At 28.6% G+C, this 20,723-nt stretch carries 15 protein-coding genes; 2 read left to right on the top strand and 13 right to left on the bottom strand.

Annotation, left to right across the window (positions count from 1 at the left end):
• Window positions 1-51: 51 nt before the first annotated feature.
• Window positions 52-1,266: a hypothetical protein gene (locus tag KE631_RS01090; RefSeq protein ID WP_212509038.1), complete on the top strand. Its 1,215-nt coding sequence runs from the start codon at window positions 52-54 to the stop codon at window positions 1,264-1,266.
• A gap of 125 nt (window positions 1,267-1,391) precedes the next feature.
• On the opposite strand, the gene pyk is transcribed toward KE631_RS01090, so the two are convergent.
• The 7 genes from pyk to KE631_RS01055 all read right to left on the bottom strand — a co-directional run bounded on the left by pyk (window position 1,392) and on the right by KE631_RS01055 (window position 11,521).
• Window positions 1,392-2,732 carry a pyruvate kinase gene (gene pyk / locus KE631_RS01085; protein WP_212509037.1) on the bottom strand — a complete coding sequence of 447 codons (1,341 nt, stop codon included), beginning with the start codon at window positions 2,730-2,732 and terminating at the stop codon, window positions 1,392-1,394.
• A gap of 68 nt (window positions 2,733-2,800) precedes the next feature.
• Window positions 2,801-4,168 (bottom strand): 2-hydroxycarboxylate transporter family protein, encoded by a 1,368-nt coding sequence (locus KE631_RS01080; RefSeq protein WP_212509036.1) that lies wholly within the window; start codon window positions 4,166-4,168, stop codon window positions 2,801-2,803.
• A 201-nt stretch (window positions 4,169-4,369) separates the two neighbouring features.
• The gene (gene gpmI, locus KE631_RS01075; RefSeq protein WP_212509035.1) at window positions 4,370-5,908 is read right to left on the bottom strand and encodes a 2,3-bisphosphoglycerate-independent phosphoglycerate mutase; all 1,539 of its coding nucleotides are present in this window, start codon (window positions 5,906-5,908) and stop codon (window positions 4,370-4,372) included.
• Window positions 5,909-6,028: 120 nt separating this feature from the next.
• Window positions 6,029-7,321 carry a phosphopyruvate hydratase gene (eno, locus tag KE631_RS01070; RefSeq protein ID WP_212509034.1) on the bottom strand — a complete coding sequence of 431 codons (1,293 nt, stop codon included), beginning with the start codon at window positions 7,319-7,321 and terminating at the stop codon, window positions 6,029-6,031.
• A 169-nt stretch (window positions 7,322-7,490) separates the two neighbouring features.
• On the bottom strand, window positions 7,491-8,771 hold the full coding sequence (locus tag KE631_RS01065; protein WP_212509033.1) for a glucose-6-phosphate isomerase: 1,281 nt from the start codon (window positions 8,769-8,771) through the stop codon (window positions 7,491-7,493).
• A 122-nt stretch (window positions 8,772-8,893) separates the two neighbouring features.
• Complete coding sequence (locus KE631_RS01060) at window positions 8,894-10,399, bottom strand: MATE family efflux transporter (RefSeq protein WP_212509032.1); 1,506 nt, start codon at window positions 10,397-10,399, stop codon at window positions 8,894-8,896.
• 123 nt (window positions 10,400-10,522) lie between these two features.
• The gene (locus KE631_RS01055; RefSeq protein WP_212509031.1) at window positions 10,523-11,521 is read right to left on the bottom strand and encodes an ATP-dependent 6-phosphofructokinase; all 999 of its coding nucleotides are present in this window, start codon (window positions 11,519-11,521) and stop codon (window positions 10,523-10,525) included.
• A 1,046-nt stretch (window positions 11,522-12,567) separates the two neighbouring features.
• Between KE631_RS01055 and KE631_RS01050 the strand changes: the two genes are divergently transcribed.
• Window positions 12,568-14,163, top strand: coding sequence for a multidrug transporter (locus KE631_RS01050; RefSeq protein WP_212509030.1), 1,596 nt, complete (start codon window positions 12,568-12,570; stop codon window positions 14,161-14,163).
• Between the two features lie 108 nt (window positions 14,164-14,271).
• On the opposite strand, the gene topA is transcribed toward KE631_RS01050, so the two are convergent.
• The 6 genes from topA to KE631_RS01020 form a co-directional block, all read right to left on the bottom strand.
• The gene (topA, locus tag KE631_RS01045; RefSeq protein ID WP_212509029.1) at window positions 14,272-16,215 is read right to left on the bottom strand and encodes a type I DNA topoisomerase; all 1,944 of its coding nucleotides are present in this window, start codon (window positions 16,213-16,215) and stop codon (window positions 14,272-14,274) included.
• Window positions 16,216-16,305: 90 nt separating this feature from the next.
• Window positions 16,306-17,193 carry a ribosome biogenesis GTPase YlqF gene (ylqF, locus tag KE631_RS01040; protein ID WP_212509028.1) on the bottom strand — a complete coding sequence of 296 codons (888 nt, stop codon included), beginning with the start codon at window positions 17,191-17,193 and terminating at the stop codon, window positions 16,306-16,308.
• A 29-nt stretch (window positions 17,194-17,222) separates the two neighbouring features.
• Window positions 17,223-17,987: a hypothetical protein gene (locus tag KE631_RS01035; RefSeq protein ID WP_212509027.1), complete on the bottom strand. Its 765-nt coding sequence runs from the start codon at window positions 17,985-17,987 to the stop codon at window positions 17,223-17,225.
• Window positions 17,988-18,207: 220 nt separating this feature from the next.
• Window positions 18,208-18,780: an elongation factor P gene (gene efp / locus KE631_RS01030; protein ID WP_212509026.1), complete on the bottom strand. Its 573-nt coding sequence runs from the start codon at window positions 18,778-18,780 to the stop codon at window positions 18,208-18,210.
• A 58-nt stretch (window positions 18,781-18,838) separates the two neighbouring features.
• Window positions 18,839-19,714, bottom strand: a complete 876-nt coding sequence (gene miaA, locus KE631_RS01025; protein WP_212509025.1) for a tRNA (adenosine(37)-N6)-dimethylallyltransferase MiaA — start codon at window positions 19,712-19,714, stop codon at window positions 18,839-18,841.
• Window positions 19,715-19,951: 237 nt separating this feature from the next.
• Window positions 19,952-20,713: a TIGR00282 family metallophosphoesterase gene (locus tag KE631_RS01020; protein ID WP_212509024.1), complete on the bottom strand. Its 762-nt coding sequence runs from the start codon at window positions 20,711-20,713 to the stop codon at window positions 19,952-19,954.
• Window positions 20,714-20,723 lie beyond the last annotated feature (10 nt).

Below are 20,723 nucleotides of genomic sequence, written 5' to 3'. Positions count from 1 at the left end.
ATATTTATAAATTTATAAAAAATAAAATAGAAATATTGGAAAAAAAGATAAGTGAAAATACCATCTTTTAAAAAAAACATAATTATTGTAATAATAATCTTTTCTATACTTTTAATAATATTTGGTTGGTTAGGATGGCAAAATAACTTTTTTGCTTTAGAAGCTTCACAAAATTCTACTAAAAATACTTCTTTATCCTCTAAAAATTTTAATTATAATGATTTACAAGATTTACCAAAAAACCAAAATGAAAAAATCGAAGAACAAGCTCCAGAAGCAAAAGAAAACAATTTAGATAATCCCAATCAAAAAGGAAAAAAAACATTGTATCCACAAATAACAGAAATTGAAGAAAATGAAGAAATAAAAGAAACAAGCAAATACAGACCAAAAGCAACTCCCAAACCTAACCAAAACAAAAACACACAAACTATCAAAAAAAATCCTCATTTACAAAAAGCCAAAAATAAAAGAAAAGTGATGCAAAAAAAACTAGTTTACCAAAACCAAAAAATTATTGATTTAAAAGAACAAATCTTACTTTTGGAAAATGAAAAAAACAAACCCAAAGAACTAGATAATCAATTTAGTGATCAAATTAAACCTCAATTGGAATCTCAAATCCAAGGAATGAACATTTATAATGTATATTTAGGGAAAAAAAGCGATAAAGATATAGCGTTAGAATGGTTACGAAAAAACTTTTCTAATCAACATTATCAAATTAACTTTTCTTATGGTTTGTATAATTCTCAAATTATCCAATCCACAGTTTTTTTTGATTCACGCATCAAAGAACCACCACCCCAAAACCTTTTATTAGTTTATTTTGATGGAGGCACAAGAGATAAAGCTAATAATTGTTATTCTTTGGAGGCATTAAAAACTTTAGGTAATGGTGCTCAAAATATGTATATTCTTTGGCAAGATGAAAGTCCTTTTAATGACAAAAACTTTATTCAAAACAACTTTTGCACTGACCTTATTTATGAAAAAGGATCTTTTTTAGGTGGACCTTCTTATTTGAATGTCAAACACATTGCTTTAAAAAATATTAACACTAATGAAATTATTGCCACTTTTCCTGTTAAATGTAAAATTGAAGTGCCTTGTTCACTTGATGGACTAGATTTAGAGTTAAAATTTCCTTTTTATAACTACAAAATAGAAGGTTTATTATCAAATACTCATATCAAAAGTCTTAGAAAAATTAATGTATATTCTAAACACACAGGACAATCAAAAACACTTTATTACAAAATTTAAAAAAAAAACAGTAGATTGTAAATTCAATCTACTGTTTTTTTAATATAAAATATGAGGTAATAACTACCTAAATTATAATTTGAATGTTTTTTGATGTATGTTTGGTTCGTTGTTATTTAATGTTATTATTTAAAATAAAGCATCCCATCTTTAACAACAAGACAATTACTACTTTGATTTTGGGTAAGCTCTTCCAATTTAGTTTGTAATTTGGTTTCAGAAACAAAAGGACAAACACCAAAATTTAGTACTAAACGACGAGCTTCTTGTTCAGTTTTAACTAAAGCCAAAACAGGAACGGATGGATGAAATTTAGAAACATTATAAGCATCTTTTAAGTCATAGACAACAATTGCTTTAACATCGGTGCGTAAAGCCAATTCCACAGCACTTAATAAAAGGTTTTCTTTGGAGTTTTTAGGTTGGTATACTTGTGATAAAGCTTGATAATTAACTACTTTTTCAGCTTGATAATTAATTTTTTTCATATAAGTTACAGCTTCTACAGGATATTCACCTGAAGCACTTTCGCCCGATAGCATAGTAAAGGTGGTGCCTTCTCTAACTGCATTAAAGACATCAGAAGTTTCAGCTTTGGTTGGACGCGGATTTCTTTGCATAGATTCTAACATTTGAGTAGCTACTACAACTGGTTTGCCGTATTCTAAACATTTAGTAATCATACGTGTTTGGTAAAGTGGTACTAATTCACCATCAACTTCTATTCCTAAATCGCCTCTTGCAACCATAATACCGTCTGATTCTTGAATGATTTCTTCTAAATTATCAACACCTTCTTGATTTTCTATTTTAGAAATAATTTGGATGTTGGAATTTCCTTGTTCTTGTAAAATTTTTCTAATATCTTTGACATCTTGAGCTCTTCTAACAAATGAAGCAGCAATATAATCAAAATCTTGTTGGGCAGCAAAAACAATATCTTGATAATCTTTAGGAGAAATAAAATCCATTTCTAAATTAACTTTAGGAACATTTACACCTCTACGAGATTTGATGGAGTGAGTATTTTTGGCTTTAGTAACTAATTGTTGTTTGGCTTCGTCTTTGCCTACAACTTCCAAAGATAAGTATCCATCATCAATATTAACCATATCGCCAACTTTTAATTCATTGTATAAATTAGAATAACTAACTGAAAAAAGTTTAACATTACCTAAAACTTCTGTCATAGATATTTTTACTTCAGAATCTTTTTGAATTGTTACTACACCATCAAATTCGTGAGTTCTAATTTCAGGTCCTTTAGTATCTAACATAAGTCCTGTGTGTTTGTCTAATTTATCGCTAATAGTTTTAATGGTTTTCATTAAAAGTTTAGTTTGTTCGTATTGAGCGTGAGAAAAATTAAATCTTGCTACATTCAAACCTGTTTGAATTAAGGCTTGTAAAATGTTTTTATCATAAGAAGCAGGTCCTAAGGTACAAATTATTTTAGTTTTGTTCATGAATAACTAAATCCTTTTTTGTTTTTTAAAATATAAAAATGATTGTCAAAATTAGTTAAATTATGACATTATGACATATAAAAAAATTTAAATAAGAAATAAGCCAAAGTATAGATAATAGGTCCAATAATTCTAGTAGCAATCATAATAAAAGGTAATAAATTGTCTCTTTTACTTATTGACATTATTCCTAAATGTCCAGTTCCTCCTACACTTAAAGCACCTAAACCAGCTGTAAGAGATGTTTCAAAAGGATAAAAACCCAAAGCTTTAGCAAGAACAAAGGATACTAAAACAACTACCAATAAAGCAGTTAAAACCATAGTTAAAACAGGCATTTGTTTTATTCCTCCCATTAATTGTTGCCATTTAACTGTCATTCCCAAACCTGCTAAAATAGGAGTAGTGAAATTTTTAGATATTACTTGTCCTGCTTGAGAAATATGACTTTGATTTTCTTGTGATAATAAATTAAAAACTCTAATCAAAATTAAGAAAAGAATAAAATAAACTAACGATTCTAAATAACCCCATAATAATTTATTTAAAAGACCACTTAAACTAAATAATACAAAAATCATCATTAAACCCATACCAATATTTTTATATTCTAAAGGAGTTTTTTTCTCTTTTGGTTCGGGTGTAAGTTTATTGTTTTTGTATTCTAATTTTCCTTTACCACTAAATTTAGTTTTGTCAAAAATAACATACATTAAGCCAGCAAATAAAATACTTAAGCATCTAGCCATAATTAAAGGCACTATAATTGCTGTTCTAATAGTTTTTTGATCTAATTGAGGAAAAGCATCTTTATAAATACCATTTGTAAAACCATTAATACCTAAATTAGTTCCTCCATTTGTTAACGGAACAGCTACATAAAAAATAGAGTCTAAAAAGGAACCTTGAGTGCTAAACCCTTCTGGTTTTTGATAATTAAATAAGAATCCTACAAAACCAACACTTAAAATAGCTACTAAACAAACAATTAATGTTAAAGGAAGAAACTTAGAAAGCGATCTTTTTAATAAATTTCTATCAACACTTAAAATACTTCCAGCAATAACACAAGTTATAAAAAAGTTAGCAAAATCAGATCCTAAATGATTATTTGGTGTTTTGGTACTGAAAAAATTTTCATTACATTTGTCTGCTAAATCTTGCGGTATCCATCCTTTATAAACTAAATAAGAAGGAACAAAAATACAAAGCAAAAATCCTAATCCTATTTTATTTAAATAAGGGACACTATCACCAATAAAATTAAGACCATATCCTAAGACAAAAATAATAAATAAAGGGGTTAAAAGAGGGTGATATAATTTTGTTATTCCCCATTCTTTAACTGCAAAAAGATGTAAAGCACAAACAGCTACAAAAAAAAGAAACATTAAAGGGTGAAACCCAAAAATCTTTATTTGTTTGTCTTTTTTCATTATAATTTACTCCGATTCTACAAAAAAAAATAAAATAACTAATAAATTTATAAATATGATGTAATATAAATAATAAAGTTATAAATAAATGGTTAATAAATTTTTTTTTGTGATTTTTTATTTTCAAAATTATTAGCTAAATAAGTAATCAAAATCACTTAAATAATTAATTATGGTATTCTTAAATAATAAAGTTAATGATTAAACTAGTTTTTTAATTAAACTATTTCCTGTCATTTCTTGAGGTTTTTTAATTTCTAATAAATCTAGCATTGTGGCTGCAACATCACATAAAGACCCTGGTTTTAAGACAACATTTTTATCTGTAACGATGAAAGGAACTAAATTAGTGGTATGAGCTGTGTGTGGATTTCCTTGGTTATCTGTCATTTGTTCGGCATTTCCATGATCTGCTACAATACAGGCTTTGCCTTTAACTGCAAAAATGGCATTTAAAACTTCTTTAAGACAGCTGTCTACTGTTTGAATCGCTTTAATGGTAGCATCTAAAAAACCAGTATGTCCTACCATATCAGGATTTGCAAAATTAAGAATTAAAGTATCGTATTTACCAGATAAAATAGCAGTTTTAGCATGGGTGGTAATTTCTAAAGCACTCATTTCGGGTTTAAGATCATAAGTTTTTACTTTGGGAGAAGGAATTAAGATTCTATCTGCATTTTTTAATTGCAGTTCCTTGCCACCATCAAAGAAAAAAGTTACATGAGGATATTTTTCAGTTTCCGCAATTCTTAGTTGGTGCATTCCTAAATTGGCAATTACTTCACCATAAATATTTTTTAGAGTTATTTTTTCAAAAGCAACTACACTTTTAACTTGAGCGCTGTATTTAGTCATTGTTACTAAAAAAAGATTATTTAATAATTTAGTACCGCAAAAATTGGTTTTACCCTCAGAACAAAAAGCATTAGTAGCACAAGGATTAGATAGAGCAGTTGCAAGACGCATGGCACGGTCAGGACGAAAATTAACAAAAATAACTGCATCATTATCATCAATTAAACCATTTGGATTGGTAATAAAAGGAGTGATAAATTCATCTGTAATGCCTTGATTATAAAAATTTTGTATAGTGTTTTCTAATGGCAAGTCAATAACAGGAGCTTGTTTGGATGTAAGCATATTATAGACTAAATTAATGCGGTTCCAATTGTTATCACGGTCAAGAGCATAATATCTACCAACAACAGAAGCAATATTAAAGCCATAATCAAGAAGGTTTTTGATGTAGTTAATACCTGAATGAGGACTTGTGTCTCTTCCATCAGTAAAAGCGTGTAAAAAGGTATTGTTTGCTAAATTGTTTTCTTTTAATAAATCAAATAAAGCTTTAAAATGATCTAAATGAGAATGAATTCCTCCATCAGAGATAAGTCCTAAAAGATGCATTTTACTGTTGTTTTTTTTAACATGTTCGATGGCTTGGAGAAATTGTTTGTTGGTGAAAAAAGATTTATCACGAATAGCTTTATTAATTTGAGTAAGTGATTGATAAACAACTCTTCCTGCTCCTAAATTAAGGTGTCCTACTTCACTATTTCCCATTTGACCTTGGGGAAGACCCACTTCTTCACCTGAGGCTTTAAGAGTGGTATTGGGAAAGTTTTTTAAAAGATAATCTAGATAGGGAGTCTTTGCCAAATGAAAAGCGTTATTTTCTTTTTGGTCGGTTAAGCCTAAGCCATCTAAAATAATTAATCCTACAAATTTTTTAGTCATATTCCCAAACTCCCTACCTCAAAATACCATCTTAAACGATGGTCTTGTCAATAATAATGTTATTTTGTTTTTGTATTGTTTGTATTATTAAATCACTTTTGTTTTGTGTTTAATTGGGTTTCATTTTTTCAAATTATAAAAAGTTTTTAATCCTAAAAAAGGAGTTTCTACTAATTGGTCTTCAATTCTTAATAATTGATTGTATTTTGCCATACGATCAGTACGTGAACAAGAACCAGTTTTAATTTGACCCGCATTAGTAGCAACAGCTAAATCAGCAATAGTTGTGTCTTCGGTTTCGCCACTACGGTGAGAAATAACAGCGGTGTAAGAAGCTTTTTTTGCCATTTCAATTGTTTCTAGGGTTTCTGTTAGAGTTCCTATTTGATTTAATTTAATTAAAATAGAGTTTCCTATTTTGTTTTCAATTCCTTGAGCTAATTTTTGGGTGTTAGTAACAAATAGGTCATCCCCTACTAATTGGATTTGGTTACCTAATTTTTGGGTTAAGTATTTCCATCCATCCCAATCATTTTCATCAAGTCCGTCTTCGATTGAAATAATTGGATATTTAGCAACTAAAGTTTCGTAATAATGAACTAATTCTTGGCTACTAAAAGCTTTGTTATTTTCAGATGCAAGAACGTATTTTTGAAGTTTTTGGTCATAAAACTCGGAAGCTGCAACGTCCATTCCTAAAAAAATGTCTTTTCCTGGCTCGTATCCTGCACTTTTGATAGCTTCCAAAATGATTTGTAAGGCTTCTTCGTTAGAATTAAGGTCAGGTGCATATCCGCCTTCGTCTCCTACTGTAGTTGGAAGTCCTTTTTGTTTTAAGATTTTTCCTAAATGGTGAAAAACTTCAGCCCCATAACGTAAAGCTTCTTTAAAAGATTGTGGTCCAGTTGGTAAAATCATAAACTCTTGAAAATCAACACTGTTAGAAGCATGAGCTCCACCGTTGATAACATTCATCATAGGAACTGGCATTTGTTTAGGTAAAACACCTCCTACATATTGATAAAACTCAAGATTTAAGTAGTTAGCTGCAGCTTTAGCACAAGCCAAAGAAACACCTAAAATAGCGTTAGCTCCTAAATTAGATTTGTTAGGAGTTCCGTCAAGTTTAATTAATAATTTATCAATTAAAGTTTGTTCTAAGACAGAATAACCTTCTAATTCTGGTTGAATAACTTCAGTAACATTTTTAACAGCTTGCAAAACGCCTTTACCTAAAAATCTTTTGGCATCCCCATCCCTTAATTCAACTGCTTCGTGTTGTCCGGTAGAAGCCCCTGAAGGAACAATAGCTCTTCCAAACGCTCCTGATTCTGTATAAACTTCTACTTCTACTGTAGGATTTCCTCTGGAATCTAGCACTTCGCGCGCTAAAATACTTTCAATATATGGCATAATTAATACTCCTTTTTTAAATTGGTTTTTAATTATAAAATGAAAAATAAAATAACTTTTGTTTGTGGGACAAATAGTTAAATTTACTAACCATAAATATTATATATGGTTTTTTGCTAAAAAATGTATTTTAATGTGTAATAAATGAATATTTTTGTCATAATTGCAATTATGACTTTAATAAAGCAAACATTTTTTGTTTGTATATTTCTACTCCGGGTTGATTAAAAGGGTTAATTCCTAACAACAAACCTGACATTGCACAAGTTTTTTGGAAAAAATACGCTAAATATCCAAAATGATATGCATCCAAAGTAGGAATGACAATTTCTAAATTAGGAACTTTGCCTTCAATGTGGGCTTGTTTAGTGGCTTGAAGAATTTTTTGATTAATTTGTGAATAAGTTTTTCCAGCTACATAATTAAGATTATCAAGTTCGTTTGGAATGTGAGGAACAACGCAATCATCTTTTATTGATGTAACATTTAAAACTGTTTCAAAAAGCATTTTGGTGCCTTCTTGGATAAATTGCCCTAAGGAATGTAGATCAGTAGAATTGTTGGTGGCTCCTACAAAAAGCCCTTTTTCTTCTTTGCCCTCAGATTCAGCAAATAATTGTTTCCACCATTCCGAAAAAGAAAGGAGATGCGGTTCGTAACTGACCAATAATTCCATTTTTTTGTTTTGTTGGGTGTGAAGCAAATACCTTGCTAAAGCGTACTGATAGGCTTGATTTTGAAAAAGGTCTCCTTGAAAAGTGTCGTGATAAGCTTGCAAAGCGCCTTTCATCATTGAGACAACATCTAAATTAGCAAAAACAAAAGGAAGGATGCCTACGTTTGTAAAAACACTAAATCTTCCACCCACAGAATCAGGAATAAAAAATGTTTGATAACCTTCTTTAAGGGCTAAATTTAACAAAACGCCTTTTTGGCTGTCAGTGGTTACAAAAATACGATTTTTGGCAAGTTGTTTGCCGTATTTTTCTTCTATTTCTTTTTTCAAGATTCTAAAAGCAAGGGCTGGTTCCAAAGTGGTACCTGATTTTGAAATAACATTAATTGCCCAATTTTTGTCTTTAAGATAATGGAGCAAATTAGTTAAGTAATTGCCTGATACTTGATGACCTGCAAAAAGAATTTCTGGCTTAGTTTTTTTAAAGGTCGTTTGCAAAAATTCAATTCCTGCTTTGGCGCCCAAATAAGAGCCTCCAATGCCAATTACTACTAAAAAATCTAAATTGGGTTGGGAGTTTTTTAGTTGTTTCATTTTTTCAAGTTCTTGGAAATCAAAATGTAAGGGTAGTTCTAACCAACCCAAATATTTTTCTTTTAGTTGTTGGTCTTGATGTAATTTTTGGTGTATGACTTTGATTTGAGGGGCAAAAGTTTGGGCATAATTGTGCCAATCTAAAAAATTATAAATCCCTTCAAGGTTTAATTTCAACATTGTGTAATTTTACTCCTTTTATTATTTATTATTTGGTGCTTTGTTATAATTTATTAAATATTTTATTCTCATTTATTAAATGTTTAAATATTTTTAAATGTTTTTCAGTATTGTATTAATTTTTATTTAATAATTTTGGTTTGAAAAGCATTATTTTTATTTATCTTAAAACGCGGGGTTTGGTTGGTTTTGTTTTGACGCAAAAAAGATAAAAATAAATAAGTAGTTGTCAAAAAGACAACAATATTGCTTCCAAAAGTACTTAAACCACATTGAGTAGCATCAGGAATTGAAACATCTTTTAATTGGGGCAAAATGTCATGCAAAAACCATAAAATAGTTATTCTTAAAACAACTCTTAAAAGATTAATTACAAAAATAAGATTAGCATTTTTCTTATAAGATGCGACATAACCCATCATTAAAGTAGTCCATACAGAAAAAAACAAAGAAGTTTGTTCCCAATTAAGGATTTCTTTAAAGGATGTTATTTCTTGTGTGGTAAAAACTTTTTCAGTTTTTAAGGCACGCAATAATTTTTCTCCACAAAATTGATTTATAAATACTCCAATAATTCCTATAATAAGAGTAATTACAACAACATTTTTAAAGATTTTAAAAGTTTTGCTATTGCTTTGAAAAGTAACACTTTGAGATACCATAGCAGATTGACTATCTTCAAAAGAATTAGAAATAGCATAAAAAATACCATTAACTGCCATAACAAATCCAAAAATATCTACTAAGTTTTCTTGATCTTTGGTAAAATAACTGTCTATCATAGCAAGAATAATGAGTTTTCCAATTTCATAAGTAGATTTGGCAATAATTAATGTTCCTGCTAATTTCAGGATAGTTTTTACTGTGCGTTTAGAAAAGACTAGGTTTTTAAATTGCAACTTAAAAATATTTTTAGAACTAAACATACAATAAAAAGTTACCAAAGTAAGCAATAAATTAGCAATTAAATCAGCTAAGGCTAAATCAATTAAATTAACTTGGTTTTGTTTGATTGCTTTAAAAGCAAAAGAAATACTAATTCTTGTAATAATAAGACAAATATTAAGGATTAAGACAAATCTAGTTTTTTCCTTGGCGCGTTCTAATCCAATAAAAACTGCATTCATAGTAATAGCTACAAAAGTAATTAAAATAAGATAATAATATGTAAGTCCATTTTGGCTATGATAACTTTTATTTAAAAATATATCTCCAAATGGAGCTGGTAAAAGGACACCTAAACCCAAAACCACTAAAAAGAATAAAGAAGAAATAATTGCCAATAAAAAAGCTAGGGTAGCGTATTGTTTGGCTTTAGTAAAATTCTTTTTTTTGTATTCTCTAGCTACTAAAATAACACCTGCTCCACCTAAAGCTATAGCAACACTTTGCAAAAATTTTTTAATTTGTGCCATATAAGAGATGGTTTTATCTAAATTGGTGTTGGAATTGGGTTGGTTCCCAATAATATAAAAATCAATGGATAAGGATAATTTTTGAAATAACAAATAAATAGCAATGGGAAAAGTAAGAATAATTAAATTGATCCAAATAGGTCTTTTAAATGATTTAGGGGTTTGGTTGGCAGGTTTGGAAGGGTGTGGCAAATAATTTTTTTCAGTAGACATAAATATACTCCGTTTTATTTTTTAAGTATTTATATCAAAATCAATTGTAATTTATTTGGGGTTTGGGATTTGGAAGTACAAAAATTAATTTTGATAAATACAATATTTTATTCTACAATCATTTTACAACAATTTAGCTACTACATTAAATAATTCATTTTTATCATAAGTTTTTTCAAAAAGATCACCAAAAGTAGTGTAATGCAAATTAAGTCCGCAAGTGCCAACAGCACAATTAAAAATGTTTTGTTGCAATAAAGAAACGGCATAACTTCCCATTCTAAAAGCAAGGACTAGATCTTCTGCAGTTGGTTTACCACCTCTTTGAATGTGTCCTAAAACTTGGGCTCTAGTTTCGAAACCACTGTAATTTTCTACCTCTTTGGCTAAACTTGCAACATCAAAAATATGTTCAGTGACAACTACAATAGCATGTCTTTGGTTTGTTTGGTGCAAAGATTTAATTTTTTGGCAAATAGTTTGTTGGGATAAAAGATTTTCGCGAGTAACAATAACGTCTGCTCCTGCAGCAAGTCCACCAAATAAAGCCAAATCCCCTTTGTGGCGTCCCATCACTTCAATAATACTGCATCGGTTGTGAGAAACAGAAGTATCGCGCAATTTTTCGATGGCATCTACAATATTATTGAGAGCAGTGCTAAATCCAATAGTAAAATCAGTGGCACAAATATCATTGTCAATGGTGGCTGGCAGTCCTACGCATTTGATGCCAAGTTCGTGCAATTTGGATGCTCCTTTATAAGAACCATCACCACCAATTACAACTAATTTATCAATTCCTAAAGTTTTTAAATTTTGGGCGCATTGCTTGCGAACATCTAAATTATTTTGAAAATCTAAAAAACGAGCAGTTCCCAAAAAAGTACCAGACACATTAAGAACACGAGGAAATGTTTGAGGATTTAAGATTTCGATTTGGTTATTAAAAAGTCCTAAATAACCATCTTTTACGCCGAAAACTTCAAATCCTTGTTTAGCGCTTTCAAAAACTACAGCACGAATAGCTGCATTCATTCCAGGAGCATCTCCGCCTGAAGTTAACACAGCAATTTTTTTGTTTTCTTTTGTTGTTGTTTTTGCTTTTTGGTTTTCATTTTTCATTTTAAAATTAAGTCTCTTTTATATTTTTGAAATATTGTAAATATTGTTAAATGATTAGTTTGATGAATGTTTTTTAATAAATCCGCGCGCGCGAGTCAAAATTAAAATAAATGAAATAAATAGTTGTTAAATGTTAATAAGTAAAAAAATAGTGTACTTGAAAAAGTTCCAAAGCGTTTAAAAAAATAATAAAATATAATATGATTAGTTTGGTTTTTTGTTTTAACTGTCTTTTTTGTGTCTTTATCCAAATTATAAATTATTATTTTAAGTAAATTTTTAGGTATTTCAAAAACTAACTAATCTTTTTTTATGAAAATTTTTATGAAAAAACTTTTTATGCTAGTCTTAGAATTTTTTGATTTATTAACAGCTACATTTAAATTGTATACGATTTAATCAAATATTGCAATTAAAACGTATTATTTTTGTTCTTTTTGTAAAAATTTTGTGATATTGGGGGCTTTTTCGCAAAATAAAACAAAATATTGCAACAAATATTTATTGGCTAAAATAAATAAAACAATTAAAAAATAAGTTTGCAAAAAAATAATGAAGTTGTTTTTTGGAATAATTTTATTAGCTTTTTGGATTTGGATTTCCTTTTTTTAGTTGTTTTTTATCTTTGGGAGTAGCAAAAATATTAACACTTATTTTTTTATATGTTATACTTAAAGAGTAGTTAAGAAAACAATTTGCAGTTATTTTAGATTTAATAAGCATTTTTTTGTTATGTTTTTTCATCAAATGCTTGCTAAAAGAAAACAAAAACTTTAACCAATTAAACCTAAAATCTTTTTTGAAAACCTTTAAAAATCCTTAATTAAAAATCCTTAAAATAAAGGAAAAAATGTTTATTTGAAAAATAATTAATTTTTGAGTGGACAAAAAAGATACAAACAAACATTTTTAAAACTGCAAAAAATAACTGCCATTTGTTTTTTAAATTTATACTTTTTTGCACAACAAATGCAATAAAAATAAATATAATAATTTATCAATTTATTTCAATTAATTTCAAATCAAAAGGAAGGTTTTTTAAATAAATGACAAAAAACAAAGTAATTAATAAAAAAGATAAAATAAGTAGGCTTGTTTTGGAGGGAAACTTATTAAAAACTTTATGGATTATTTCTTTGCCTATTATTGTTTTTAATGTTTTTAAAGCTTGTTTCGGTAGTGTTGATACTTTTTTTGGAGCTGGTCTAGAAGGAGCAACCCAAAGCTACATTCAATTTTCCAAATCCGCTCAAAGCATTGTAGAAGCAGTAGGAGTTTGTTTAGGAATTACAGGAGTTGCATTAATTTCGCGCGAAGTGGGTAAAAATAAAAATGTCAAATCTTTAAAAGCTCGTAAAATAGCATCTAGCGTTTTTGTTTTGTTATTCATAGTAAGTTTGGTTGTAACTTGTGTTATGATTGGTTTTTCCAGCCCTATTTGTAGTCTTTTTTTAAAGGAAAAAGTAATTAACGGAGTACCAAAGGCAATAACAACTGAGGAAAAAAATCTTTGCATTAACGCTTTTAGATTACAAATGTTGGGCACTATTTTAGCTGCTATTAATGTTTTCTTTTTAGGAATTGAAAGAATTTTGGGAAAACTTAAAAAAATTTTGGTTCTAAACTGTATTATGATGGGTTTAAAAATTGGATTAAGTACTTTATGTTTTGGCATCAAAGTCATTGGTTTAGAAGCGTTGTGTCCCAATGTTTTAGGGTTGCAAACAGCTTCATGTCTTGCTTATTTATTTATTACAATAGTTGCTTTTTTAACTCTTTTTAACAAAAAAAATCCTTTATTTTTAAGTTTAGGTGATTTTTCTTTTAAAACTTTTTTCCAAGACAAAAAATTACTTAAAACTATTTTGAAATTAAGTATTACTTTAACAATAGGCAAATTTATTTATGAAGTCGGAAGAATGTTTACCTTATTTATGGTAGATAGCACATTTGATAAACCATTTTTAGCTGGAACTCCTTTCGAATTTAAAGGTTTGGGCGGCTTAGGTGCAATTGGAGTTGCTGATAGCATTATTACTTTATTTGCTCAAATATCGTTTTCGTTAAAAGAAGGACAATTAATGATTGTTTCTGAAAACTTAGGGAACAAAAATAACAAAAGAGCAATTAAAACTTTAATGCTTGTCTCATTTTGTTGTTTTTTAGTATTTGCAGTTACTTATTTAATTTGTGCTCCTAAAGAATATTGTGGGCTTGGTTTTGGTGATGATTTATGCTTATTTTTTAAAAATTTAGGCAAAGAAAAAAAAGACCAAATGACATTAGATATGTTTCATGCAAAAAACCCAGAATTTAAGTCCTTTTTGTTGGGTGCTCTTTTAACAACTGGTCTATTAACTACTCAATTAGAAGTTTTTTCTACTTTCTTAATTGCAGCTAAACAACCTAAATATGATTTGTTGTTAAGTTTGGGTCGTGTTTTTCTTTTCAGAATACCTGCCCTTTATTTCTTTAGAAATGTTTGGTTTGGAAATGAAGAAAAAACAAGCATTAAAATAAATAATGCATATGGATTTGCCAATTTCAGTGCTAATTTCATTATGTTAATGTTTATCGTTTTTGTATGTGTTCGTTTTGTATATAAATTAAAAAAAGAAAAGCAACCAAAAAGTTTTAAATAAATTCATAAATTAAAAAAGACTATCAATCGATAGTCTTTTTTGTTATATAAATGACTTGAAAGTATTGTAAATATGAAATAAATTTTTTATGTTTTTCATCGAAAAAACTTAAGTTTTTTTAATTTTAACAATATTTTTACATTCAGGAAAGCGACTGCAACCTAAAAAATTACCATAGCGTCCTTTTTTGATGAGTAAAGGAGCGTTGCATAAATTACATTTTTGATCGGTTTGCATAGAAGGATTTGTTTCTACAGAACTTGATTTTTCTTTTAAAGAAACAATATTTTTACATTCAGGAAAGCGACTGCAACCTAAAAAATTACCATAGCGTCCTTTTTTGATGAGTAAAGGAGCGTTGCATAAATTACATTTTTGATCGGTTTCGATATCTTTTGGTTTTTCTAATTTTTGATCGGCTATTTGATAAAGTTGTTTGAAAGCATCATAAAATTCTTGCAATAATTCTTTATTATTAACTAATCCTGAAGAGATTTTATCTAAATTTTCTTCCATTTTGGCAGTATATTTAACATCAATAATTTGTTTGAAAAACAATTCTAAGTTTTTAGCAGTCAAAATTCCTTGTTCGGTAGGAACAAAACGTTTTTCTACTAAATCAACATAAATTCTTTTTTTGAGGGTAAAAATGATTTGAGAGTAAGTAGAAGGCCTTCCAATATTTAGTTTTTCTAAAGTTTTAATCAAAGTGGATTCAGAAAAGCGTGCTGGAGGATTAGTAAATTTTTGTAAATTTTGGATTTCTTGAGGCAAATAAGTTTCATTTAATTTAAAGGAAGGAATAATTTTGTCTTTGGTGCCATCTTGCAAAATTTTTTGATAGCCATCGAAAGTTTTTATCAAACCTTCAGTTAAAAAAAAATGGTTTGCAACTTCAAAAAAAACTTGGGTTTTTTGAAATATGGCAGGTGTTATTAAAGAAGCCAAAGTTCTTTGATAAATAAGTTTATAGAGTTTATTTTCGTATTTATCAAGATGAGGTGCTAGGCTTTCGGGCGTTTTGGATAAATCAGTGGGTCTTATAGCTTCGTGAGCGTCTTGCGACTGAGCTTTTTTATTGGTTTTGTAAGTACCTAAATATTCTTTGCCATATTGTGTTTTAATTAATTTTTGAGCATCTTTAACAAAGCTGTCTGCAAGTCTTTGCGAATCTGTTCTCATATAAGTAATTAACCCTATAGATTCACCTAAAATATCAACTCCTTCATAAAGTTTTTGAGCAACTCTCATAACTTGATTAGAAGTTATATTTAGGCTGTTGATGGCTTCTTGTTGCAGGGTAGATGTAATAAAGGGTGGTTTGGGTGATTGTTTGACTTCTTTTTGTTTTAATTCTTTAACTAAAAAGGGTTTATCTGTGATTTGTTGGACAATTTTAAAAGCTTCTTTGGCTTTGGTTTTGCCTTTGTAAGGATTTTGGTATTCTGCTTGAAAATCTTTAAAAAAAGCAGTAATAATATAGTATTCTTCAGAGACAAAAGCTTTTATTTTTTCTTCTAAATCAACAATTAATTTAAGGGCAACTGATTGCACTCTTCCTGCTGATTGTGATTTGAGTCTCCTTACCAAACGCGACAGTTTAAACCCAATAATACGGTCTAGCATTCTGCGAGTTTCTTGTGAAAACACTAATAGTTCATCGATTTTGCGAGGTTGTTGCAAAGCTTTTAAGACTGCTTCTTTGGTAATTTCTCGAAAAACAATTCTATTAGTTTTTTGGGGGTCTAAATTAAGAATTTGTGATAAATGCCAAGCAATTGCTTCTCCTTCGCGATCAGGATCGGTTGCTAATAGCACTTCTTTGCCTTTAGTTTTTTGGATAAGAGTTTCTACGATATTGTCTTTTTCTTTGATAATGCTGTATTTAGGAATAAATCCTTTTTCGATGTCAATTCCCATTCTGTCTTTGCCTTTTAGCGACAAATCTCTAATATGACCTTTGGAAGATAAAATTAAAAATTCATCATTTAAAAAACGGCTTAAAGTTTTGGTTTTAGCAGGAGATTCTACTATAATAACTTTTGATTTCATTTTTTGGGCTCCCTCAATTAAAAGATATGGTTAGTTTGGGTAATTAATTGTTTTGCGTTTCTATTTTTTGGTTTGGTGGTTGGTTGGGTTTTAGAAAAGTTTTTCAAAGAGAGGTAAAACATCTAAGTCAAAATTTAATTTCCCTAAGTTACCTTGCCTTATTTCTTGCAATAACATTTGATAAACTCTAGATTGATCAACTTTTTGATTTTTAGTATAAATATTTCTTTTTTGTCCGATAATATCAACTAAATTAGGGTTAGATAAATCATTTTGGTCTAAATTGAAGCGTTTTTTCAAATTGGTACCATAATGTTTTATAAGATAGCAAAGTGCGTGAATGCCTAATTTTTCTAAAGGTAAAATGGAATCTTTAAAGCAGCCTGCAAGTGCTAATGCCAAACTTATGCGAGGATCAGAAAAATTGTGCCACAAAACTCCTGGAGTATCCAAAAACTGGATATTGGGTTTAGCAATGTCAATCCATTGAATGCGTTTGGTAGTGCCTGCTAAATTAGCTGTTTTTAAAACTTTTTTTTGGGCAAAACTGTTAATTAAAGTTGATTTGCCAACATTGGGAGTTCCTACAATCATAGCTTTAATGTTGGGAGTTTGGGTTGCTATTCTTCTAGATTTAAAAAGGGGTTTTTTGGCTTTGATTGTTGTTAAAGCTTTTTGATATATTTCTTGAAGTTTAGGGGATTTGATAGCATCAATTGTTAAAACAGGAATTTGTTTTTTGTGATAATTAGCGATAAAATTATTGATTTTACAAGGATCAGTTAAAGAAAATTTATTTAGCAAAATAAGGAGGGGTTTTTGGCGTTGGTTAATTAAAGAAAAAATTTGAGAATTGAGGCTTGAAAGAGGAATTCTTGCATCCAAAATTACTAAAACAATATCAACCAAAGATAAATTATTTTTAATTTGGTCAAAAGTTTTTTTCATATGACCAGGAAACCAATTAAATGTTTTCATTGTTAAACCTATTTCTTTTGTTAAGTAAATTACTCTTTTTCGCTTTGATCTGCACTTACTTTAGAGATAGTATCTAAAACTTTTTGTAGATCTTTTTCGAGGTCTTCTTCAGTTTCAAAAATCTTTTTACTATAAATTTTATAAACTTCTTCGCCTGTAATTGCAATCAAAGAAACTCCTATTTGATGATAAATAAGTTCTAAGGGTTTGTCAAAAATTATTTTTTTAAACCAATGAAAAGGATTGAAAAAATTTCTGATATTATTAAAAGTATTAGTTACTTTGGCAACTTTTTGATACTTTTGAATCATGTTTTTTTTAACAACCATTTCTCTAATTACAAAGATTCTTTTTAAAGTCATTTTGCGAAACATTCTCAAAATTTTGTTTTGAAATACTTTGTCAACTCTTTGATTTATGTAAAACATCAAAATAAGACTTTCATCAATGGTAAGTTCCAGATAGGGATATTTGGAGTTGGGATAAAATTGGCTTGAGATTTCTAAAATTAATTCTTGGGTAGAAGTTATCAAAAAATGCCCAAAATTGCCTTTATCTTTTTTCATTTTTTCTTTGAAATCTTTTTTCTTAGCTTCAATTAATTTAATTATTTCTTGTTGACTAACATCTGTTTTTTCTAGTCTATGAGCTGCTAAAGTTTTTTTCACACTACGCAAAGAAAGAAGACAATAAATAAAAGAGCTTAAAATAACACCAGAAAGAATACCCATAAAGAAAGTATTAAAAAAAGCAAATTGTTTTGTTATGTTGAAAAATTTTTCCCAAAAAGACACAATATCATCATCCTTTTTTTATTTTTTATAATTTTTATAAACGGATTCAAATCGCAAAACACTATATAAAGGCAAAATGTAGATGACATGAACTACCTATAATTATATAACAAACAAAGAAATTAACAAACACAATTTATAAAAATATATAAGAAAAAGGCTTAAATGTGGTGGATAAAACAAAAAAGCAGTTTAAAACTGCAAAAATAAGGTGTTTTATTTATTGTTTATTGTTGTCTCTTGATAAATAAAGTCCTGTTTTAGTATTGATAATAATTTTTTCTCCAATATTGATAAAAAGAGGAACTTTAATTACTAAACCTGTTTCTAAAGTGGCATCTTTTAAAGAATTAGTTTTGGTATCTCCTTTGGCTCCAGGTTCGGTGTAAGCTACTTTAATAGAGATTTTGTCAGGTAAACTGATACCTACAATTTCATCATTTTCATAAAAAATAATATCTACTAAAAGCCCTTCATAAAGATATTTAAGAAAATCTTTTAATTGATGTTTGTTAATTTCTAATTGTTCGTAATTTTGAGTATTGATAAAAATATAATTATCTTCCAAAGCATAAAGAAATTGCATCTTAATTTTAGTAATTAAGGCAGGCTGCACTTTGATACCAGCGTTAAAAGTGTAGTCAATGACACTACCTGTTCTTAGGTTTCTTAATTTGGTTCTTACAAATGCAGCACCTTTACCAGGTTTGACATGTAAAAATTCTAGGATTTGATAAATTTGGTTGTTGAATTTAATGGTTTGTCCAGTTTTAAAATCGTTTGTATTAATCATATTTCTAATTACTTTCTTATTTTTTGGAATTGTTTTCGTTGGTTTAATTGTTTAATGTTTAATCAGTTTTTAAAAAATCGTTAATAAGGCAAATAGTGGTTTTTTCTAAATCAGGGGATAAGGCATCTAGAATGATGGGCTTAATTTGATTTTTAAACCAAGTTTTTTGACGTTTGGCATATTGCATAGTTTTTTGAATAATTAAGGTTTTGGCTTGGTCTAAAGTTATTTTTCCTTTTAACAAAGCTTTAATTTCACGATAACCAATAATATTAAAATTGGCGTTTGGAAAATGAGTTTGAATTTGGTTAACTTCTTCTATAAAACCTTGTTTTAACATTTGTTCCAATCTTAAAATAACTCTTTTTTTCAAAATTTGTCTATCAATATCGAGATAAAAAATTAGCGAAGAATATAAAGGATTGTGTTTTTTATTTTTTTGTGACCTTAAAGTGCCTGCAAGTAAATCTTGATAAGCGCTTAGGATGCGACGAGGATTTTTTAAATCTAGGTTCGCAATTAATTGAGGATCTTTTTGTTTAATAAAATCAATCATATTTTCTATTGCAGATAAAGAAGTAGGTGGCAAAAACAAAGATTTAGGAGTTAATTCATAATCAAAAAGAGCTGATTTAAGATAAAGCCCGCTACCACCCACAAATAAAGGAAGGGACGTTTCTTCGATTTTTTTGCGGGCATCTTTTTGAAAATGATAAATACTGTAATTTGTTTCAGGAGCAAGAAAATCTAAAAGATGATGTTTAATTCCTTGGGCTTCTTCGAGAGTTATTTTAGCAGTTCCAATATCGTATTTTTGATACATTTGAAGAGAATCGCAATTAATTATTTCTAAATTAATTTTTTTAGCTATTTTAATAGAAAGGCTAGTTTTTCCTGAAGCGGTAGGACCTGTAATAGCGATTACTTTTTTCATAATTTTCCTTTATGAGGGTAGAAGTGTTTTGGGGTTATTAAATATTTTCCAAAATATAAAATCATTATAAATTTATATGGAAAAGTTATGTTTGGTATAATAATTTAATAATTTAAATAATTAAAAAACCAGAATAAAATAAAAAAATGCAAAGCGTTAAAAAACAAAAAAAATTAAAGTGATACAGAAGATAATTTTGATTCTTTTTCGCTTAGTTTTCATAAAACAAATTTTATTTCATTCTGATAAATTAATCTTTTCAATAGTTTTGTGAGGTTTAAGAGTGACAAGTAAACCGTTTAATTGTCTTTTTCCTTCGGCATTAGGTCTTGAAACAACACGATTTCCTAAAAAAGATTGAATTATAGGTTCTTTTTCTTTACCAATGACGCCGTCCTTGGCTCCTGTCATTCCTGCATCAGAAATATAAAGAGTATTGTGGGGAAAAAGGCGTTCGTCGTTAGTTTGGACATGAGTGTGAGTGCCTACAATAGCATCAATTTTACCATCAAAATAATGAGTTAAAGCAATTTTTTCACTAGTGGCTTCGGCATGAAAATCCAAAAAAGAAAAATCATATTTAGCTTTATTTTGTTCCAAAACATTATCAATAGTTTTGAAAGGGCAATGCAATTTGGAGTTAATAAAAACACGTCCTAAAGCATTCATAACTAAAATTTTTTTATCTTCGCAATCAATAATTTTATAACCTTGCCCTAATTGTTGGGTGTCATTGATGGGACGAATTACATTTGATTTGTCAATAAATTTTTTAATTTGTTTATTTTTCCAAACATGGTTTCCCATAGTCATCAAATCAACACCTAATTTTTGTAATTTTTTATAAATTTTAAAACTTAAACCTTTGCCATTATCAGCGTTTTCAGCATTGGCAATAATGAGGTTAGGTTTGTAAGTTTCTTTTAAAAAAACCACTTTTTCGGCAAAATAACTAATTCCTGGGTTTCCGTAAATATCTCCGATAAACATTATTTTCATAAATTAATTA

Source organism: 'Santalum album' aster yellows phytoplasma, from assembly GCF_018283495.1.
Classification (GTDB): domain Bacteria; phylum Bacillota_I; class Bacilli_A; order Acholeplasmatales; family Acholeplasmataceae; genus Phytoplasma; species Phytoplasma asteris.
The sequence above is the reverse complement of the archived record's forward strand: the minus strand, read 5'-3'. Positions and strand labels throughout refer to the sequence as shown.